General features: G+C 61.1%; 14 protein-coding genes and 1 pseudogene. 7 read left to right on the top strand and 8 right to left on the bottom strand.

Annotation, left to right across the window (positions count from 1 at the left end; genetic code table 11):
• Positions 1-19: 19 nt before the first annotated feature.
• The 4 genes and pseudogenes from folE2 to LU682_RS13415 form a co-directional block, all read right to left on the bottom strand.
• Positions 20-964, bottom strand: coding sequence for a GTP cyclohydrolase FolE2 (gene folE2, locus LU682_RS13400; protein ID WP_049587854.1), 945 nt, complete (start codon positions 962-964; stop codon positions 20-22).
• A 113-nt stretch (positions 965-1,077) separates the two neighbouring features.
• Positions 1,078-1,626: pseudogene (locus LU682_RS13405) on the bottom strand (GTP-binding protein); the annotation flags it as partial.
• A 46-nt stretch (positions 1,627-1,672) separates the two neighbouring features.
• Positions 1,673-2,665 (bottom strand): porphobilinogen synthase, encoded by a 993-nt coding sequence (gene hemB / locus LU682_RS13410; protein WP_232014143.1) that lies wholly within the window; start codon positions 2,663-2,665, stop codon positions 1,673-1,675.
• Between the two features lie 5 nt (positions 2,666-2,670).
• Positions 2,671-3,105, bottom strand: coding sequence for a DUF4440 domain-containing protein (locus LU682_RS13415; protein WP_049587855.1), 435 nt, complete (start codon positions 3,103-3,105; stop codon positions 2,671-2,673).
• Positions 3,106-3,202: 97 nt separating this feature from the next.
• Between LU682_RS13415 and LU682_RS13420 the strand changes: the two genes are divergently transcribed.
• On the top strand, positions 3,203-3,415 hold the full coding sequence (locus LU682_RS13420; RefSeq protein WP_051122565.1) for a phosphoribosyl-AMP cyclohydrolase: 213 nt from the start codon (positions 3,203-3,205) through the stop codon (positions 3,413-3,415).
• A gap of 185 nt (positions 3,416-3,600) precedes the next feature.
• Here the strand turns inward: LU682_RS13420 and LU682_RS13425 are convergent, their stop codons facing one another.
• Entirely contained in the window at positions 3,601-5,802 is a 2,202-nt protein-coding gene (locus tag LU682_RS13425) for a putative bifunctional diguanylate cyclase/phosphodiesterase (RefSeq protein WP_010954198.1), read from the bottom strand.
• Between the two features lie 728 nt (positions 5,803-6,530).
• On the opposite strand from LU682_RS13425, the gene clpK reads away from it, so the two are divergent.
• From clpK to LU682_RS13455, 6 genes are all read left to right on the top strand, one after another.
• Positions 6,531-9,302 (top strand): heat shock survival AAA family ATPase ClpK, encoded by a 2,772-nt coding sequence (gene clpK / locus LU682_RS13430; protein WP_049587857.1) that lies wholly within the window; start codon positions 6,531-6,533, stop codon positions 9,300-9,302.
• Between the two features lie 60 nt (positions 9,303-9,362).
• Positions 9,363-9,833, top strand: coding sequence for a phosphate-starvation-inducible PsiE family protein (locus LU682_RS13435; RefSeq protein ID WP_010954194.1), 471 nt, complete (start codon positions 9,363-9,365; stop codon positions 9,831-9,833).
• Positions 9,834-10,022: 189 nt separating this feature from the next.
• Positions 10,023-10,478 (top strand): Hsp20/alpha crystallin family protein, encoded by a 456-nt coding sequence (locus tag LU682_RS13440; RefSeq protein WP_010954193.1) that lies wholly within the window; start codon positions 10,023-10,025, stop codon positions 10,476-10,478.
• Between the two features lie 27 nt (positions 10,479-10,505).
• A complete protein-coding gene (locus LU682_RS13445; RefSeq protein WP_010954192.1) occupies positions 10,506-10,877 on the top strand; it encodes an Hsp20/alpha crystallin family protein in 372 nt (123 codons plus the stop codon).
• A gap of 26 nt (positions 10,878-10,903) precedes the next feature.
• Positions 10,904-11,407: an Hsp20/alpha crystallin family protein gene (locus tag LU682_RS13450; protein WP_049587859.1), complete on the top strand. Its 504-nt coding sequence runs from the start codon at positions 10,904-10,906 to the stop codon at positions 11,405-11,407.
• A gap of 194 nt (positions 11,408-11,601) precedes the next feature.
• Positions 11,602-13,383 carry a monovalent cation:proton antiporter-2 (CPA2) family protein gene (locus tag LU682_RS13455; protein WP_082412175.1) on the top strand — a complete coding sequence of 594 codons (1,782 nt, stop codon included), beginning with the start codon at positions 11,602-11,604 and terminating at the stop codon, positions 13,381-13,383.
• Between the two features lie 49 nt (positions 13,384-13,432).
• On the opposite strand, the gene LU682_RS13460 is transcribed toward LU682_RS13455, so the two are convergent.
• The 3 genes from LU682_RS13460 to LU682_RS13470 are packed head-to-tail and all read right to left on the bottom strand — an operon-like array spanning position 13,433 to position 17,171.
• The gene (locus LU682_RS13460; protein WP_010954189.1) at positions 13,433-15,649 is read right to left on the bottom strand and encodes a xanthine dehydrogenase family protein molybdopterin-binding subunit; all 2,217 of its coding nucleotides are present in this window, start codon (positions 15,647-15,649) and stop codon (positions 13,433-13,435) included.
• Complete coding sequence (locus tag LU682_RS13465) at positions 15,646-16,647, bottom strand: FAD binding domain-containing protein (RefSeq protein WP_232856728.1); 1,002 nt, start codon at positions 16,645-16,647, stop codon at positions 15,646-15,648. The genes LU682_RS13460 and LU682_RS13465 overlap by 4 nt, the downstream gene beginning before the upstream one ends.
• On the bottom strand, positions 16,644-17,171 hold the full coding sequence (locus LU682_RS13470; protein ID WP_010954187.1) for a (2Fe-2S)-binding protein: 528 nt from the start codon (positions 17,169-17,171) through the stop codon (positions 16,644-16,646). Before LU682_RS13470 ends, LU682_RS13465 begins: the two co-directional genes overlap by 4 nt.
• Positions 17,172-17,207: the final 36 nt, after the last annotated feature.

Consider the following 17,207-nt stretch of genomic DNA (forward strand, 5'->3'; position numbering starts at 1 on the left):
AATAACGTAACGCTAGTGGTTAGCGTTCATTACCGGTTGCAAATGATTCTTGTTGGTCAGGCGCAGCGGCCTGCGGGGCGGACCAGGCCGAAGCATCGTGCGGGTGCAGGCTTTCCAGGTGGCGAACGTGCACTTGGCTATCGCGGTAACCGTGCAGGCTTGCCTGAATACGCCGCGCAGCGTCTTCGACGAACATCAGGTTCTGCCCATTGAGTGCTGCGAAAGCCTGTTCGTCAGCCCGTTTTACGGCGGTCTGAACCGGCGTGCGCAAGGCGCCTTCGACGTGGTCGATCAGGGCCAGCAACCCGAGATCCGGGGCATCGGCAGGTACCGTGACGCGCACTCGAGCTTCGCTGCGTTGGCTATGTGGCGTCGCCAGCGACGCGTTGCTGCGCAGCCACTGCGCGACGGCGCTGACTTCGAGCAGTGGCTGGTCCTTGAAGGTTCGCAGGAAGCCGTCCTCAATCAACTGCCGGGAGAGAGCGGCCGAGCACGGGCAGGTCGAGGAGTAGCCGATCCTGACCTCGATACTCAGGTTCAGCGCCCCGCCGACCTTCGTGGCGAGCACGTGAACCGGGTACGACTTCCAGCCAGAGAGGCCCTCGGTCACCAGTGCAGGGCGGCGAACCAGCAAGTCGAAATCCAGGCGCACCCTGGCACTGCGGCTTTCGCAATCCTGATGGCTGTCGATCATCTCCTGCAACAGCGCAAAGAGGCTTGCCGGCGACACCGCCGCAGCCTGCCCCCAGGCGTCCAGCAGGCGATACAGCCTGGACATGTGAATGCCTTTGACATGCGGTGCCGGCAGGTCGACCTGGACATCCGCCCGGGCGTGCAGCTCACGCTGGTAGGTCGGTTCTTGGATCCTTACCGGCAGGTCGATACCCTGCATGCCGACCCATTGCAGCGGGCTGAGGCTGGGGGCCAGGTCGGTGACGGAAACGTCGGGTAATGCTGAGCTCATCATGTATATCCAGTGGTGGGAGCCTTGCACGTGGCAGCAAGGCGTATGAATCAGTTCCAGCCGGGGAAGGGGTTGGTCAGCTTTATCCAGCCTTCCGGTCCCTGGGCCATTTCCTCATCGGTCAGCAGGTCGACCACGGTGCGCACGTCTTCCTCGCCCAGCGATTCACCGCGTGCCTGCAGGCTGTCGCGCGAGCTGTAGTCGCGCAGGAAATTGAAGGCATCGACCACGGTGACCATGGTGTCGAGGCGTGCCACTTCGCTGAGGCTACGGCCATCCTCGCCTTCGAAGGTGAAGGTTTCCGCCACCGGCAGTGGCTCGGAGATGCCCGTCGATTCGATGACCAATTGGTCGAAACGACCCTCTTTGGCTAGACGGTCCACTTCGAGCAGAAGGTCTTCGCGCAAGGTGCAGCAAATGCAGCCATTGCTCATCTCCACCAGCTTTTCGTCGGTGCGTGACAGCTCGGCGCCACCCTTGCGTATCAGTGCGGCATCGATGTTCACATCGCTCATGTCGTTGACGATCACCGCGACTCGCCGGCCTTCGCGGTTGTTCAGAATATGGTTGAGCAAGGTAGTCTTGCCGGCTCCGAGGAAGCCGGAAAGTACAGTGACGGGCAGCCGCGCGGCTTCGTTGGTATGGGGGGCAGGGGTGCTCATCGGGAAGCTTCATGATAAAGGGTGGTGCGCATGCGTGCGGCTCTGCTCAGTCCTCGCCTGCATCACGGCGAGTACAGGCGGCGCATTTACCGTGCAGCTCATCCTGGAGGCATTGATGGCGTTCAAACGTGCGGGGATCCAGCCAGCCATGATTGATCGCTGCCTTGAGCATCGAGTATTCACCGCTGACCTGGTAGGCGAATGTCGGCACGGCAAAGGTTGCCTTGACCCTTTGAATGATGTCCAGATAGGGCATGCCGGGCTTGACCATCACCATGTCGGCGCCTTCTTGCAGGTCCAGCGCTACTTCGCGCAGGGCTTCGTCGCTGTTGGCCGGGTCCATCTGGTACGTGCGCTTGTCGCATTTGAGCGCGGCCGCCGAACCCAGCGCGTCGCGGAACGGGCCGTAGAAGCCGGACGCGTACTTGGCGGCGTAGGACATCAGACGCACATCGCTGAACCCGGCCAGGTCCAGCGCGGACCTGAGCGCGCCGATGCGCCCGTCCATCATGTCCGAAGGTGCCAAGGTGTCGATGCCGGCCTGGGCCTGGACCACAGCCTGGGCCGCCAGTACCTGCAAGGTCTCGTCATTGGCCACGCGGCCTTGGCGCAGCACGCCGTCGTGGCCATGGTCGGTGTAGGGGTCCAGTGCGACGTCGCCGATCAAGCCAAGGTTGGGGAACGTGGCCTTGAGCAACCTGGCGGCGCGGCAGATCAGGTTGTCCGCGTCGAGGGCGTGGGTGCCCTCACTGTCTTTGCGCTGCACTGGAGTGGCGGGAAACAGGGCAATGGCCGGAATGCCCAGTTCGACCGCCCGGCCTACGTGATCCGGCAGTTCGGCCAGGCTGACGCGTACCTGGCCCGGCATGGCGGTGATCGCCTCGCGTGTACCTGAGCCTTCCTTGAGAAAAACCGGCCAGATCAGGTCATCGCGAGACAGGCTGTTTTCAGCGACCAGACGACGCGTCCATTCGTCAGCGCGATTACGGCGCAAACGCGTGGCCGGGAACGCGCCCGTTGAGCTCGCGAAGTAGGTCATGCCTCTCATGCCTCGATGGAGGAATGGTGGCCAGTGATCAACCACTGCTGGTCGATCCGCTCGAAGGTGAACAGGAAGCGCGCTGGCACTACCCGCTGCTCGCCGTCGTCACGAAAGACGAAGGTGTACTGGCCTCCAACGACCACGGTCCCCAGCTTGCGGCTGACGCGCTTCTTGAACAACTGGATGTCACAGACCAGCCCGTCGTTAGCGAGGAAATTCTCGAAATAGTTGCGACGGCTGTCGTCGCAGTCACGCACTTGGTTGGACAGGGTCGGAACCAGGATCGCATCAGGTGCGTACAACGCCAGCACCTGATCCACATCACGTGTGGCCACGGTCGCGGCCCAACGGTAGAGCGCCGCTTTGGCACCTGCCAGGCAGGCCAGTTCGGTGTCGGCGTAGGTTTCGATGGTCGGGTTCTGGCATGTTTCGGTCATGGCGTCTCTCCTGCGCAAGTGGAAAAGATGAACAGTAGCGGCGTAATCTGCTAAGTTGTAAGTGTTATAACATAACATCTATCGCAGGTTGCAAATCATGTTCCTTACCCTTGAGCAGGCACAGGCGGGAAGCCGCTTCGCCTTGACCGATGTGCTTCGCCACATACCCTGGAACCCCCTGGGGCTGATCCCCGCCATCACCCAGCAGCATGACATCGGCGAAGTCCTGATGCTGGCCTGGATGAACGAAAAGGCGCTGCTTCAGTACATTGCTGGTGCTCAGCAACTCTGGGCGCTTGTTACGTTATGACAAACGGGATGTGGAGAAGAGGGAAATGTCAGCATATCGTGCTGGCATCCAACGCTGACGCCTATAACGCAGGCATGCAGGTGGGGGCTCCCCCGCCTGTCACAGCGCCGGCAACGAAGGCATCGCTTACAAAGCAGCACGAAAATATCAACCCGGCGAGCCGAGGACATCACCATGGCGGTGGACTAGTCGGCCAAGAAAGTCCTGAGCGCCTCATGCGACATGGGTCTCGCAAAGTAATAGCCTTGGAGAATATCGCAGCGCCCCCTTTCCAGGAAGTTCACCTGAGGCGCAGTTTCCACACCTTCAGCGACCACTGACAGGCTGAGATGATGGGCCATCGAAATGATGCCTTGAGTGATTGCTGCATCGTGTGGGTTCGTCGAGATGTCCTGGATAAAGGAGCGGTCAATCTTGATTTTGTCTATTGGCAAGCACTTGAGATAACTCAGGCTGGAGAACCCCGTACCGAAATCATCCAGCGCAATGCGTACACCCAAGTCTTTGAGGCGGTGCAAGGTTGCGATTGCTTGTTCAACGTTATGCAGCAAGAGTGACTCGGTTATCTCCAGTTCCAATTGTCCAGCGCTGAGCCCATGCTTGCTCAACACTGCCTGGATACATTCAACGAACTGACCGCACTGGAAATGCATCGGCGAAATATTTACGGCCATCGAGATACCGTTGAAGCCCTGATCACATAGGTCGCGCAACTGCGCGCACGCCGTATCGAGTACCCAAAGGCTCAGAGGGATAATTTGACCACTGTCCTCTGCCACCGGTATGAAAACCGCTGGAGAGATGAACCCTCTAACCGGATGCTCCCAGCGCAACAACGCTTCGATCCCGACCACCCGACGCGTGCGCGCTTCTATTTGCGGTTGATAATGCAGGCTGAACGATTGAGTTTTGATAGCCTTTTGCAGGTCATTACGTAGGCTTCTGTGCTCGCAAACGCGATGGTTAAGATCGCTGGTGTACCATTGAAAGTTGTTCCGACCTTGTTGCTTGGCTTTGTACATGGCCATGTCAGCCTGCTGGATCAACTTCATCGGCTGCTCGATGTGACCATCGCTTACCGTAATACCGATACTGGTACTCACGTGCAGGTCAATACCCTGGATACAGTAGGGTTTGCCAATGCTGGCCAGCAGTCGCTCGGCCACCGGGACAGCGTCTTCGTCACGAAGCAGGTCCGTCAGCAGAACGACAAACTCATCGCCGCCCATACGCACGACGGTATCAGCCGGACGGACCTGCTGGGTCAAGCGCTGTGCCACCTCGATCAGCACTTGATCGCCGAAGTAGTGCCCGATGGAGTCGTTGATGGATTTGAATCCATCCAGGTCGATGTACATGACCGCCAGTTGAACTTTACGTTGACGGCTGCTGCGACACGCCTGGACAAGCCGGTCTTCCAGAGACAGGCGGTTAAGCAAACCCGTCAGCCCGTCATGGCTGGCATTGATACTCAACTGGCGCTCGTAATGCTTCTGTTTGCTGATATCCCGCGCGATGCCGAATACCCCGACGATCTCGCCATTGACCATGATTGGCAGGTTAGCGATATCCATGATCAACTGCTTGTCGTCGCTCTCGTCGCGCACCCTTGCCTCGAATCGCTGCGGCTCACCGGCGCGGGCCGCGAAAAAATGCTGATTCACTTTCGGCAGGTCTTCTTCGAACACGAGGTGGGAGAAATGATGGCCGACAAGATCAGTTGCCGCGCCAGCTTTAAGCTTCAGGCCAGCTGGGTTCACACTCTGGATGTTGCCCGCCCTGTCAAGGGCGAAAACCGGGTTGGGGTTGTAGGTAAACAATGAGCGAAACCGTTGTTCGCTTTCCTCCAGACGTTGGCCGTCACGCTCATGCCGGATCGCAATGGCAGCCAGTTGCGCCGCGCAGGTCAGCCGATGGATCTGCACCTCGCTTGGCGCAATCGCTTGATCCTGGTATAGCGCAAATGTCCCAAGAACGGAGCCCTCATGCGAGAGTAATGGCAACGACCAGCAGGAGCGTAGATTGTACCCTAGCGCCAGACTGCGAAAACGCTCCCAGCTCGGATCCCGGGCTATATCCGCTGTCACCACCAGCTCGCGGCGGAATGCAGCTGTGCCACACGTACCTTCCTGAGGCCCGATGGGCAAGCCATGGATTGCATCGCTGTAGGCAGGCGGCAGGCCAGGCGCGGCGCCCTTCAGCAAATGCTTGCCTTGCGCATCGGTGAGCAGTATCGAACACAGTGTGCCGGGATCCTGGGCGTCGATCATCAAGCAGATGGCGGTGAGGATGTCGTGCAGTTGATGATTGGTCGCAATCATACCGAGTATGTCGCGCTGAGACTCGGAAAGCGCCATGCTGTGATAGCTCGTGCAGGAGGTGTTCATGGGAGTTCCTGAGTACTTGCGAGGCCTTCCGGTTCCCTGAACGGCTGGAGAATTGAGTGCCCGGGTACAGTCCGATCGCACCCCGATCGCGAAAACTTATAAAGCAGTGGGCCTTCCACGAAAAAGACTCAGGTGGATGATAAAAGAACGTATCAGATGGAGCGCGTGCGCCTAAACTCGGCTCGCCTCGGCCTGCCCGCTGACTGTTTCTGAACCGATCGCAGATACTGCTTGACTTTCGGACTACCAGGCGCAGACTTTAGCCAGCATTGCGAAAGTTCCTTGGGCCTGGGCGCATCTGTTTTCGTCGCTCGCCAACCCGCGCTTGCCTACCAGGCGTGCTGAAGCTGGCGCTGGACATCACGGATGCAGTACTGGCTTTCCTTCGAATGGCCCCATCTCAAGGAAAGGACATCCCGATCACGCCCGACTGCTGCGAGAGCAGCAGAAGTGCGCCTTCCCTCGTGCCGAACGCTCTACGGCTGTTGCCCGCCACCCTTGAACCTGCCTGACGATGCCGATCAGGTTTTGATCAAGCGCCCATTCGACAATGGGCTGTTGACGATCATCCTCGAGGAGCGCGAAGCGGGTGCATCGAAGCACAGCCGTTCGACTCCGAATTGAAGCTGACTCGGAGATTTCGTTGAAGTCGTCACGAAGGCCCATCAGCAGACGAGGTGCTGCGGCAGGCTCCATCTCGTCATCTCAATGACTCAAGGAGCGCCCGCATGGCCAGCAAACAATGCCAGGTCTGTGGCCAACCCGCCACGACACGGGTGGAGGCCAAGGTCAATGGCCGCCACAGCATCATGCTGTTGTGTGATGATCACTACCGCCAATTGGTGCGCCAGCAAAAACGCACCCTTTCCCCACTGGAAGCCCTTTTCGGCTCGCGCAGCGGTTTGTTCGAAGAGTTCATGGGCAGCGATTTGCTGCGCATCGGAGAAGACTCGGCATCCGTTGCCACGGATGCCGATGAAGTGGCTGAAGCGTCGTCTGGGGAACCTGGCCGCGCAGCGTCCGGCACGCCACGCCGCCGCAGCAGCGGGCTGGCCAGCCGCATCAGCGAACACTCCGAGGCCCTGTTGCAGGAAGCCGCCAAGCGTGCCACGGAGTTCGGTCGGTCCGAAGTCGACACCGAACACCTGCTATTGGCGCTGGCCGACAGCGACGTGGTGAAGACCATCCTGAGCCAGTTCAAGATCAAGGTTGATGAGCTCAAGCGCCAGATCGAAGCCGAAGCCAAGCGCGGCGACAAGCCATTTGAAGGCGAAGTCGGCGTGTCGCCTCGGGTCAAGGATGCGCTCAGTCGCGCCTTCGTCGCCTCCAATGAGTTGGGGCACGCATACGTAGGCCCCGAGCACTTCTTGATCGGGCTGGCCGAAGAGGGCGAAGGGCTGGCCGCCAACTTGCTGCGCCGCTATGGCCTTATGCCGCAGGCCCTGCGCCAGTGCGTCAGCAAGGTGGTTGGCAAGGGTGCAGAGGATGGTCGCGCCGAGGCACCGACCGAAACGCCGGAGCTCGACAAGTACTCGCGCGATCTCACCAGGATGGCGCGCGATGGCAAGCTGGACCCGGTCATCGGGCGGGCACAGGAAATCGAAACCACCATTGAGGTACTGGCGCGGCGCAAGAAGAACAACCCGGTGTTGATCGGCGAGCCTGGCGTGGGCAAGACGGCCATCGTCGAGGGGCTGGCGCAGCGCATGGTGGCCGGCGAGGTGCCCGAGACGCTGCGCGACAAGCGCCTGGTCGAACTGAACATCAATTCGTTGGTGGCTGGCGCGAAGTACCGAGGCGAGTTCGAGGAGCGCGTGCAGAAGGTGCTGAAGGAAATCGCCGAGCATCAGGGCGAGCTGATTCTCTTCATCGACGAAGTGCACACCATCGTCGGGGCAGGCCAGGGCGGTGGAGAAGGCGGCTTGGACGTGGCCAACGTCTTCAAGCCGATGATGGCGCGTGGTGAGCTGAACCTGATTGGCGCGACGACGCTCAACGAGTACCAGAAGTACATCGAGCAGGACGCTGCGCTGGAGCGGCGTTTCCAACCGGTCGTGGTGCCCGAGCCAACGGTGGCGCAGACCATCATGATCCTGCGCGGCCTGCGCGACACCTTCGAAGCGCACCACAAGGTCAGCATCACCGAGGAGGCGATCATCGCTGCCGCCGAACTGTCCGACCGCTACGTCAGCGCGCGCTTTCTGCCGGACAAGGCCATCGATCTGCTCGATCAGGCTGCCGCCCGCGTCAAGTTATCGGCGACGGCGCGTCCGGTTGCGGTGCAGGAAATGGAGTCGGAGTTGCACCAGTTGCGCCGCGAGCAGGACTACGCGGCTTCGCGCAAGCAATATGACAATGCGGCGCAGATCAGCAAGCGCGTCGAAGCCACGGAGGCCGAACTCAAGCAGCGGGTCGAGGAGTGGGAGCGCGAGCGCGGCTCGGGCAGCACCGAGGTCAAGGCGGAACATGTGGCGCAAATCGTCTCGCGGCTAACCGGCATTCCGGTCAATGAACTGACGGTGGAGGAGCGCGAGAAGCTGTTGCACCTGGAGCAGCGGCTGCATGAGCGCCTGGTGGGGCAGGACGAGGCGGTGCGTGCGGTGGCGGACGCGGTTCGGCTGTCGCGCGCTGGGCTGCGCGAAGGCAGCAAGCCCGTTGCCACGTTCCTGTTCCTGGGCTCCACCGGTGTCGGCAAGACCGAGCTGGCCAAGGCGCTGGCCGAAACCATCTACGGCGACGAGAGCGCCCTGTTGCGTATCGACATGTCAGAGTATGGCGAGCGCCATTCCGTGGCTCGGCTGGTGGGCGCGCCTCCGGGTTACGTTGGTTATGACGAAGGCGGCCAGCTTACCGAAAAGGTCCGGCGCAAGCCCTATAGCGTGCTGCTGCTCGACGAAATCGAGAAGGCCCACGCCGACGTCTACAACATCCTGCTGCAGGTGTTCGACGACGGGCGACTGACCGATGGCAAGGGGCGCGTGGTGGACTTCACCAACACCATTATCATCGCCACGTCCAACCTGGGCTCCGACATTATTCAGCGGCGGCTGAAGGCGCCTGGAGCGGCTGGTGAGGAGTACGAGAAGACCAAGGTCGAGGTGATGGAAGTGCTGCGCGGGCACTTTCGCCCCGAGTTCCTCAACCGAATCGATGAGATCATCGTCTTCCATGCGCTGGGCAAGCAGGAGATCCGCCACATTGTTGGCCTGCAACTTGAGCGCGTAGCCCGCAATGCCGCGAGCCAGGGCGTGACGCTGACGTTCGACGAGACACTGGTCGATCACTTGGCGCAAGTCGGCTACAAGCCCGAATTCGGTGCCCGCGAGCTCAAGCGACTGATCCGCAGCGAGCTGGAGACGGCACTGGCACGTGAAATGCTCGGCGGCGGCATTGGCAAGGGTGATCACGCCCATGTGCGCTGGGACGACAAGGCGGAGCGGGTCGGGTTCGACCGCCGGCAAGCCGCGCCGGCCAAAGAGCTCGACAGTGAAAATGCGTGAAGCGCAGGCCGAAGGCTGCGGTTTCTCGTTGCAATGATCTTGCTGCTGAAGAGGTGAGGCATGAAGGACAGCGATGAGCCCGAGACCACGCGCATGCGACTGCGTCGCGAGTGGGCGGTGTTGACGTTTTACGAGCGTTTCGAGCAGATCGTCGCTCACATTCTTTCGCTGGTGATCGCGGTGGTTATCGTGGTGTCGCTGGTACAGCTGATCCAGATAGTCTTCAGCCTGCTGATCATCGATGCGTTCAATCCGCTGGACCACCGGATCTTCCAGAATGTGTTCGGTATGGTCATGACGCTGCTGATCGCGATGGAATTCAAGCATTCCATCGTGCGCGTTGTCTTGCGCCATGGCAGCATCATTCAGGTCAAGACGGTCCTCTTGATCGGGTTGATCGCGCTGTCGCGCAAGATCGTGATCCTTGATCCCGATGTCAGCCCGGCCAAAGTCGCGGCGCTCGCTGGCGCCACCCTGGCCCTGGGGCTGACCTACTGGCTGTTGCGTGAGCGAGATGATCGAGTTGCCTAGGCCCTGTGTGAATGGCGCCAAGGCAAAGATTGAACGGGAAAAAGAGCGCGGATGTGTAATTCCATATCCGTTCAAACCGGGGCTTGAAAACCTCCAGATTGCTCACATAATTCCGTCATCAGGGGCCGAAACCCGGCGCTTCGCGCCTCCTGTTCGAGATCATTTCAGTCAGCTGGAAGGAGGATTGTCATGTACGAGTCCCTTCTTAATCTGTCGAGCGATCCGATTGCCGAGTTCGAGAAGCTCCAGCGCGAACTGCAACATGTGCTGGGAACGGGGCTCGGGCGCCCAGGCAGCATTCGTGCCTTGGCCAGTGGTGCTTTTCCTGCCATCAATGTCGCGAGCACGCCATCGAGCATGGAGGTCTACGCCTTCGTTCCCGGCGTTGACCCGAGCGACATCGATCTGCAGATTCACCGAGGCCTGCTATCGATTTCCGGCGAGCGCCGGCCCGCGCGCAGCACGCAGGAGGGCAATTGCTCCGTGTACGCCAACGAGCGCTATGCAGGTCCCTTCAAGCGTACCGTGAGCCTCAATGATCAGGTCGATACCGACAAGGTCGAGGCCCACTACCGCGACGGCGTCCTGCGCATTTCCCTGCCGCGGCGGGAAGCGCTGCAGCCCAAGCGTATAGTCATCCAGTAACAGCAAAGGTTTGAAGGAGGAATCACCATGAACGACAAGCAAGCAGTCGTGCGCGGCGAAACTGAAACCCAAACACTGCTGCCGCGCGTCGATGTCTTCGAAGACGAAAACGGAATCCAGCTGTTTGCCGACTTTCCCGGGGGGCCCAAGGATCATCTCGTGGTCAATGTGGAGGGTGACACGCTGGTGCTGGAAGGGGAGATCATGCCGCAGTTGTCCGAACAGCTGGAGGCCGTCTACGCTGAAGTCCAGCTGTCGCGATTCAGACGAGCCTTCACCTTGAGCTCCGAGCTGGATACGACCCGAATCGACGCTGAGCTACGGGACGGCGTGCTGAACGTGCGTGTTCCCAAACATGCACATGCCCAGCCGCGCAAGATCGTCGTGAAAAGCGCGTAGGGCCTTGAGCGTGTGGAGGACGACCCATGGACAAACTAGCTGAACTCAGACATGGCCTGGAGGAAACCTGGCATTCGCTGGGCGAGGGCTGGCGTCAGCTTCGCGATCGCACCAGCGAGGCCTTGACGCGCTTCACGCCAGTGAGGCGGAGCAGGGGCGAGTCGCAGGATGCGGCCTCATCACCGGCGCTTGCCTCGAACTGGGGGCTGCTGGCCGGCGATCTTTACGAGGATGGTGAGCGGATCGTCGTTCGCCTTGAGATACCTGGAATGGTCAAGGAGGACCTGAACCTGGAGGTGCGGGGCGATACGCTGATCATTCGCGGTGAAAAGCGCGTCGAGCAGGAGCAGGGCAATGGGCATTATCGCGTCCGGCAATGCACCTTTGGCAGTTTCCGGCGCACCTTCCGGCTTCCTGCCGAGGTCATTGCCGAGCAGGCCAGCGCCAGATGCAACAACGGTGTGCTGCGTATCGAATTGCCCAAGCAAGCGCGTGCGAGTGGCAGGCGCATCGAGGTTCGCGAAGGCTAGGGGACAGCCCCTCGTCACCAGTATTACCCGCCCGCGACCTACCTGCGGGCGGGTGTTTCTTCAGTTGCTCCACCGGAAGCTGCCGCTTCCCATGCAGTGGATATTGCACATCCCAGGCGAACTGAGACGCCCAGCGATAATTCGTCCGGTACTTTCTCCATAACCGGTCCTGACAGGGGCTGAGGGTCGAAGCCATGGCCGCTGAAGGCAACGCAGGACTGTTGTTGGGTGTCATCACGTTGCTCAGCGCTGCCGTGGTGGCCGTGCCACTGCTCAAGCGCATCGGTTTCGGCTCGGTGCTGGGTTACCTGCTGGCGGGGATGATGATCGGGCCCTTCGGGCTGCAACTGGTCAATGACCCTCACACCATCATCGATGTGGGCGAATTGGGCGTGGTTATGTTTCTCTTCGTGATTGGCCTGGAGCTCAATCCCTCGCATCTGTGGGCGCTGCGGGCGCAGATCTTTGGGCTGGGCAGCCTGCAGGTGTTGATCTGTGCCGTTCTGCTCACCGTCGTCGGCAAGGCCTTTGGTTTCCCTTGGCAGGTGTCATTCGTCTGCGCGGCCGGTTTTGTACTCACATCCACTGCCATCGTCATGCAAGTTCTCTCGGAGCGGGGTGACTTGACCGAGCCGAGGGGCCAACGCATCGTGTCCATTCTGCTGTTTGAAGATCTGCTGATAGTGCCCTTGCTGGCGGTGGTGGCATTTCTGGCGCCGACTGCAGCGGTGCCCGAACCCACCTCACCCCTGTGGCAGCGCATGGCTATCGCAGCCGTGTCCCTCAGCGCACTGGTAATCATCGGGTTGTGGTTGCTCAACCCCCTGTTTCGGGTACTGGCCCAAGCCAGGGCGCGCGAGGTGATGACTGCGGCGGCGCTGCTGGTGGTGCTAGGAGCAGCGCTGCTGATGGAAATCGGCGGCCTGTCGATGGCGATGGGAGCTTTTGTTGCCGGTGTGCTGCTGTCGGAGTCCACCTTCCGCCACCAGCTGGAGGTTGACATAGAACCGTTTCGCGGACTGTTACTGGGGCTGTTCTTTCTCGGCGTCGGCATGGCGCTGGACCTGCAGGTGGTGGCCAGGAACTGGCTGCTCATCAGCTCTGGCGTGCTGGCGCTGATGGTGGTCAAGGCGCTGTGCATCTATGGGGTCGCGCGCCTAGCGAAAAGCCAGCATGGCGATGCGCTGGACCGCGCCGTGCTGATGGCGCAGGGGGGCGAATTTGCGTTTGTGCTGTTTACCGAAGCGCTGAAACTCAAGGTCGTCAGTGCCGAAATCAACGCCAACATGACGGCTATCGTGGTGCTGTCCATGGCCCTCACGCCGGTGAACCTTCTGTTGCTCAAGCGTTTCGCGCGGCCCCGGGCGGTTTCCATGGACGGTGTGGAGCCGGCACAGAATCTCCAAGGCCATGTACTCATCATAGGGTTTGGCCGTGTCGGCCAGATCGCTTGTCAGGCACCGCTCGCTCATGGCGCCAAGCTTTCAATCATCGACATGGACCCCGAGGTGATCCGCGCCGTGGAGCCTTATGGTTTCAAGGTCTATTACGGTGATGGTGCCCGGCATGACCTGTTGCATGCTGCCGGGGCCCGTCACGCCCGCACCATCATTGTGTGCGTGAATGACAAGAAGGCCGCGACACGCATCGTCGAAAGCACGCGGCAGTATTGCCCGCAGGTGAAGGTGCTGGTACGCGCCTTTGACCGCGAGCACGCGCTGGAACTGGTCAAGCACGATGCCGACTACATCGTGCGGGAAACCTTTGAATCCTCCTTGCTGCTTGGCCGCCAGGCCGTGCTGACCTTGGGAGCCTCGAGCGTTGAAGCTGACGCGGTGACCGACGAGGTGCGCACACGCGATGCCGCACGTTTTGCCCTGGAAACATCCGGCGGTCTATTTGCCGGGCGAGCGTTGGTTCTGGGAAATATCGAGCGCATTGATCCGCCTGCGCCTGAAGCCACCGACGCCCAGTGAGCGGGAATCCGACGGCGATGCAGGCGCAAACCTCATGCACAGATATTACTCATACCTGACTGTTGTCTTTCAGCAGTTTGTCGAGCGTGATCGGAAACTCCCTCACACGCTTGCCCGTGGCATGGTAGACCGCGTTGGCCACCGCGGCTGCCACCCCGACGACGCCGATTTCGCCCACGCCCTTGGACCCCAGCTCGTTGACGATGTCGTCGTGCTCTTCAACGAAGATGACTTCGATATCCCCGCTGTCTGCGTTCACCGGGATGTGGTATTCCGCGAGGTTGTGGTTGACGATGCGGCCCAACCGATGGTCGGTCAGCGCGGCTTCGTGGAGGGCCATACCCACCCCCCACACCACGCCTCCCAAAATCTGGCTGCGCGCGGTTTTCGGGTTGATTACTCGTCCCGCCGCAACAGCGCTGACTACCCGTACTACCTTGATTGTGCCAAGGTCCTCGTCGACGTGGACTTCCGCGAATACTGCCGAATGGGTAGCGGTGGAGAACGGTTGGCGTCTGGCGCCGGGCTCGGCGTCGATTTGCACTTCGAACTCACCTTCGGGGGCGCTGGCGATGATGTCCGCCAAGGCCAGGCGATGGCTGCCCGCGTGCAGGTAGCCATCGGCGAAAATGATCTGCTCCCGGGCCGTGCTGGCCACTTGGGGGTACATCCTGCGCGCATGTTCCAGCACTTTGGTACGCAGTACCTGGCAGGCCTGGCGCACGGCCGAACCGACCGACGACACCGTAAACGATCCGCCCTGAAGCGGTGCGGTGGGCAGTGAAGAGTCTCCCAGGACGAAGGTGACATCCTGCACCCTGGCGCCAGCCGCGTCGGCTGCGATCTGCGTCATGACGGTATAGGTGCCGGTCCCGATATCGGTGGTGGCACTGCTGACGGTGAGGTGGCCTTGGGCATCGAAGCGCGCTTTGGCGCTGGCCTTCATCTGCATGGCTTCCCAGACGCCGCCGGCCATCCCCCAGCCGACCAGCTGGTTGCCATGGCGCATGCTGCGCGGTTGCGGATTACGGTTTTGCCAGCCAAAACGTTCGGCACCTTGCCGGTAGCACGTCAGCAGTTCCTTGCTGGAGTAGGGCTTGCCCTCGTTGGCATTGCTGGCGGCAAAATTGCGCCGGCGCAGGTCAAGCGGGTCAATCTGCGCTGCACAGGCAAGCTCATCCATGGCGCATTCCAGGGCAATCATCCCCGACGCGGCGCCAGGCGCACGCATGTCCAGCGGGGTGTACACATCGAGCGAGGCCAGGCGATAGCTGAGGGCAACGTTGTCGCACTGGTAGAGCATGCCACTCCATTCCACCACGTGCTCGGTGAAATCCTCGAAGCGGGAGGTCTGGCCGAGCGCATCGTGGGCGATCGCCAGCAACTGCCCGTTTGCGTCAGCACCCAGGCGCAGGCGCTGCTCGGTGCGGGGCCGGTAGCCAAAGGTGAACATCTGCTGGCGAGTCAGCGTGACGCGCACCGAGCGCTGCAGGTGCAACGCCGCCATCACGGCCAGTGGCAACTGGTACTGCGGGCGCAAGCCCGAGCCGAAGGCACCGCCGACGAATGCCGCGCGCACGCGGATATTTGCCTTGGGCAGGCCAAACACCTTGTGCAGGTAGTCCTGGCAGTTCTGTGTGCCTTGGGTCTTGTCGTGGATTTCCAGCGTGCCGTCGCCTTTGTAGAGTACGGTTGACGCATGGGGCTCCATCGGGTTGTGGTACTCGTTGGCTGTCAGGTAGGTGGCATCCACCTGCACTGGGGCCCGGGCAAACTGCGCAGCAAAGTCACCACGCGGCGGCGGTGTCTCTGCGGGTGCTGCATGCGACTGTTGGCATGCGCCAAGGTCGGTCTGGTGGGCCTCCTCGGCATACTCGATCCTGATCAGCGAACCTGCATACCGGGCCAGTTCGAGGGTTTGGGCAACCACCAGCGCCAACGGTTGACCGTTGTAGAGCACTCGATCATCGAACAAGGGCCTAAACGGCGCCCCCTGCGCGGCGTCGGCGTCGCTGTAGTCGTCGTCATAACTGGAAATATGTGGACGATGGCCATGATCAAGCACGGCGATCACCCCGGGCACGCGCATCGCTTGCGTACTGTCGATGTTGAGTACCCGACCTCGGGCGATGGTACTGGACACGACGCTGCCATGGAGCAGGCCCACTTCGGGGTATTCGCCCGCGTAACGCGCCTGCCCGGTGACCTTCGCCACGCCGTCTACGCGGTCCAGGGACGTACCGGCTACCGGTGTGGGTTTGATCATGGTCGTGGCCCCCCGTCAGCGGCGCCGCGCGCCGCGTCATCCAATGCCCGCACAATTGCACGTTGGGCGAGCGTGACCTTGAAGCCGTTGTGGCTCAGAGGTTTTGCACCTTGCAGCAACGTTTTTGCAGCCCGGGTGAACAGCGCTTCGCAAGGCGCCTGGCCGGCCAGCATGCGCTCCACAACCGGGTCTCGCCACGGCTTGTGAGCAACGCCGCCCAGCGCCAGGCGAGCTTGCCGGATCACCTGGCCATCGAAGCTCAAGGCTGCGGCGACCGATACCAGCGCAAACGCGTAGGAGGCGCGGTCGCGAATTTTCAGATAACGGTAATGTTTTTCGAACACCGGGGGCGGCAGCTCGATGGCGACCACCAGTTCATCGATTGCCAGCTGATTGTCTCGCTCCGGGGTGTCCTCGGGGAGGCGATGGAATGCCGCAAAAGGTATTTGGCGCTCTCCGCGCGGCCCCTGCACATGCACCACGGCTTCGAGCGCAGCCAATGCCACGCACATATCCGAGGGATGGGTCGCGACACAGGCATCACTGGCGCCGAGAATCGCGTGGATACGGTTCGAGCCTGTACGCGCCGGGCATCCGCTGCCGGGTTCACGTTTGTTGCAGGGGGTGCCGGTGTCGTAGAAGTAGTAGCAACGGGTACGTTGCAGCAAGTTGCCACCGGTGCTGGCCATGTTCCTCAACTGCGGTGATGCCCCAGCCAGGATGGCGTCCGACAGCAATGGATAGTGCTGCTCGATCATCGGGTGCCAGGCCAGGTCGGCATTGCTCACCAATGCGCCGATCAACAAGCCACCGTTCAACGTGGGGTGGATGCCGTTCAGCCCAAGGCCGGAAATGTCGATCAGGCGCTTGGGGCGAACCACGTTTTCTTTCATCAGGTCGACGAGGTTGGTGCCGCCGGCAATGAAGTGTGAGCTGGCGTCAGCCAGGCTCACGGCTTCGCTGATTGATGCGAGCTTGTGGTAGCTGAAAGGCGTCATGGATTCGGCCCTCGTTGTGGCGGGGCCAGGTCCGTCATCAACGGTAGGGCTTCTTCCACCGCAGCGACGATGTTGCTATATGCACCACACCTGCAAAGGTTGCCGCTCATCTGTTCGCGAATGGCCTCGCGGGTGTAGGCGCGCCCTTCGCGGGCAAGCCCGACTGCGGAGCAGATCTGCCCCGGGGTGCAGTAACCGCACTGGAAAGCATCGTGGGTGATGAATGCACGCTGCATGGGGTGCAGAACGTCGCCGCTGGCCAGCCCTTCGATGGTCACCAGTTCGGCCCCGTCGCACATGATGGCCAAAGTCAGGCAGGCATTGACGCGCTTGCCATCGCGCAGCACTGTGCAGGCCCCGCACTGGCCATGGTCGCAACCCTTCTTGGTGCCGACCAGGTCCAACTGCTCGCGCAAAAGGTCGAGGAGGGTGGTCCAGGGATTCACCTGCAGTGTCAGGCGCTGACCATTCAGGGTCAGGCCGATGGGGTGTTCTTCAGCCCCATTGGGAGAGATCGCGCTCATGGTAGGTCCTCACGGTCAGGGTTCGCGCAGCCGGCT

Origin of the sequence: Pseudomonas alloputida (genome assembly GCF_021283545.2) — a bacterium.
GTDB classification, from domain to species: Bacteria; Pseudomonadota; Gammaproteobacteria; order Pseudomonadales; family Pseudomonadaceae; genus Aquipseudomonas; species Aquipseudomonas alloputida.

Coding starts and splice junctions, on each gene's coding strand:
- folE2 (WP_049587854.1), bottom strand. CDS start 964: ATGAGCTCAGCATTACCCGACGTTTCCGTCACCGACCTGGCCCCCAGC.
- hemB (WP_232014143.1), bottom strand. CDS start 2,665: ATGACCTACTTCGCGAGCTCAACGGGCGCGTTCCCGGCCACGCGTTTG.
- LU682_RS13415 (WP_049587855.1), bottom strand. CDS start 3,105: ATGACCGAAACATGCCAGAACCCGACCATCGAAACCTACGCCGACACC.
- LU682_RS13420 (WP_051122565.1), top strand. CDS start 3,203: ATGTTCCTTACCCTTGAGCAGGCACAGGCGGGAAGCCGCTTCGCCTTG.
- LU682_RS13425 (WP_010954198.1), bottom strand. CDS start 5,802: ATGAACACCTCCTGCACGAGCTATCACAGCATGGCGCTTTCCGAGTCT.
- clpK (WP_049587857.1), top strand. CDS start 6,531: ATGGCCAGCAAACAATGCCAGGTCTGTGGCCAACCCGCCACGACACGG.
- LU682_RS13435 (WP_010954194.1), top strand. CDS start 9,363: ATGAAGGACAGCGATGAGCCCGAGACCACGCGCATGCGACTGCGTCGC.
- LU682_RS13440 (WP_010954193.1), top strand. CDS start 10,023: ATGTACGAGTCCCTTCTTAATCTGTCGAGCGATCCGATTGCCGAGTTC.
- LU682_RS13445 (WP_010954192.1), top strand. CDS start 10,506: ATGAACGACAAGCAAGCAGTCGTGCGCGGCGAAACTGAAACCCAAACA.
- LU682_RS13450 (WP_049587859.1), top strand. CDS start 10,904: ATGGACAAACTAGCTGAACTCAGACATGGCCTGGAGGAAACCTGGCAT.
- LU682_RS13455 (WP_082412175.1), top strand. CDS start 11,602: ATGGCCGCTGAAGGCAACGCAGGACTGTTGTTGGGTGTCATCACGTTG.
- LU682_RS13460 (WP_010954189.1), bottom strand. CDS start 15,649: ATGATCAAACCCACACCGGTAGCCGGTACGTCCCTGGACCGCGTAGAC.
- LU682_RS13465 (WP_232856728.1), bottom strand. CDS start 16,647: ATGACGCCTTTCAGCTACCACAAGCTCGCATCAATCAGCGAAGCCGTG.
- LU682_RS13470 (WP_010954187.1), bottom strand. CDS start 17,171: ATGAGCGCGATCTCTCCCAATGGGGCTGAAGAACACCCCATCGGCCTG.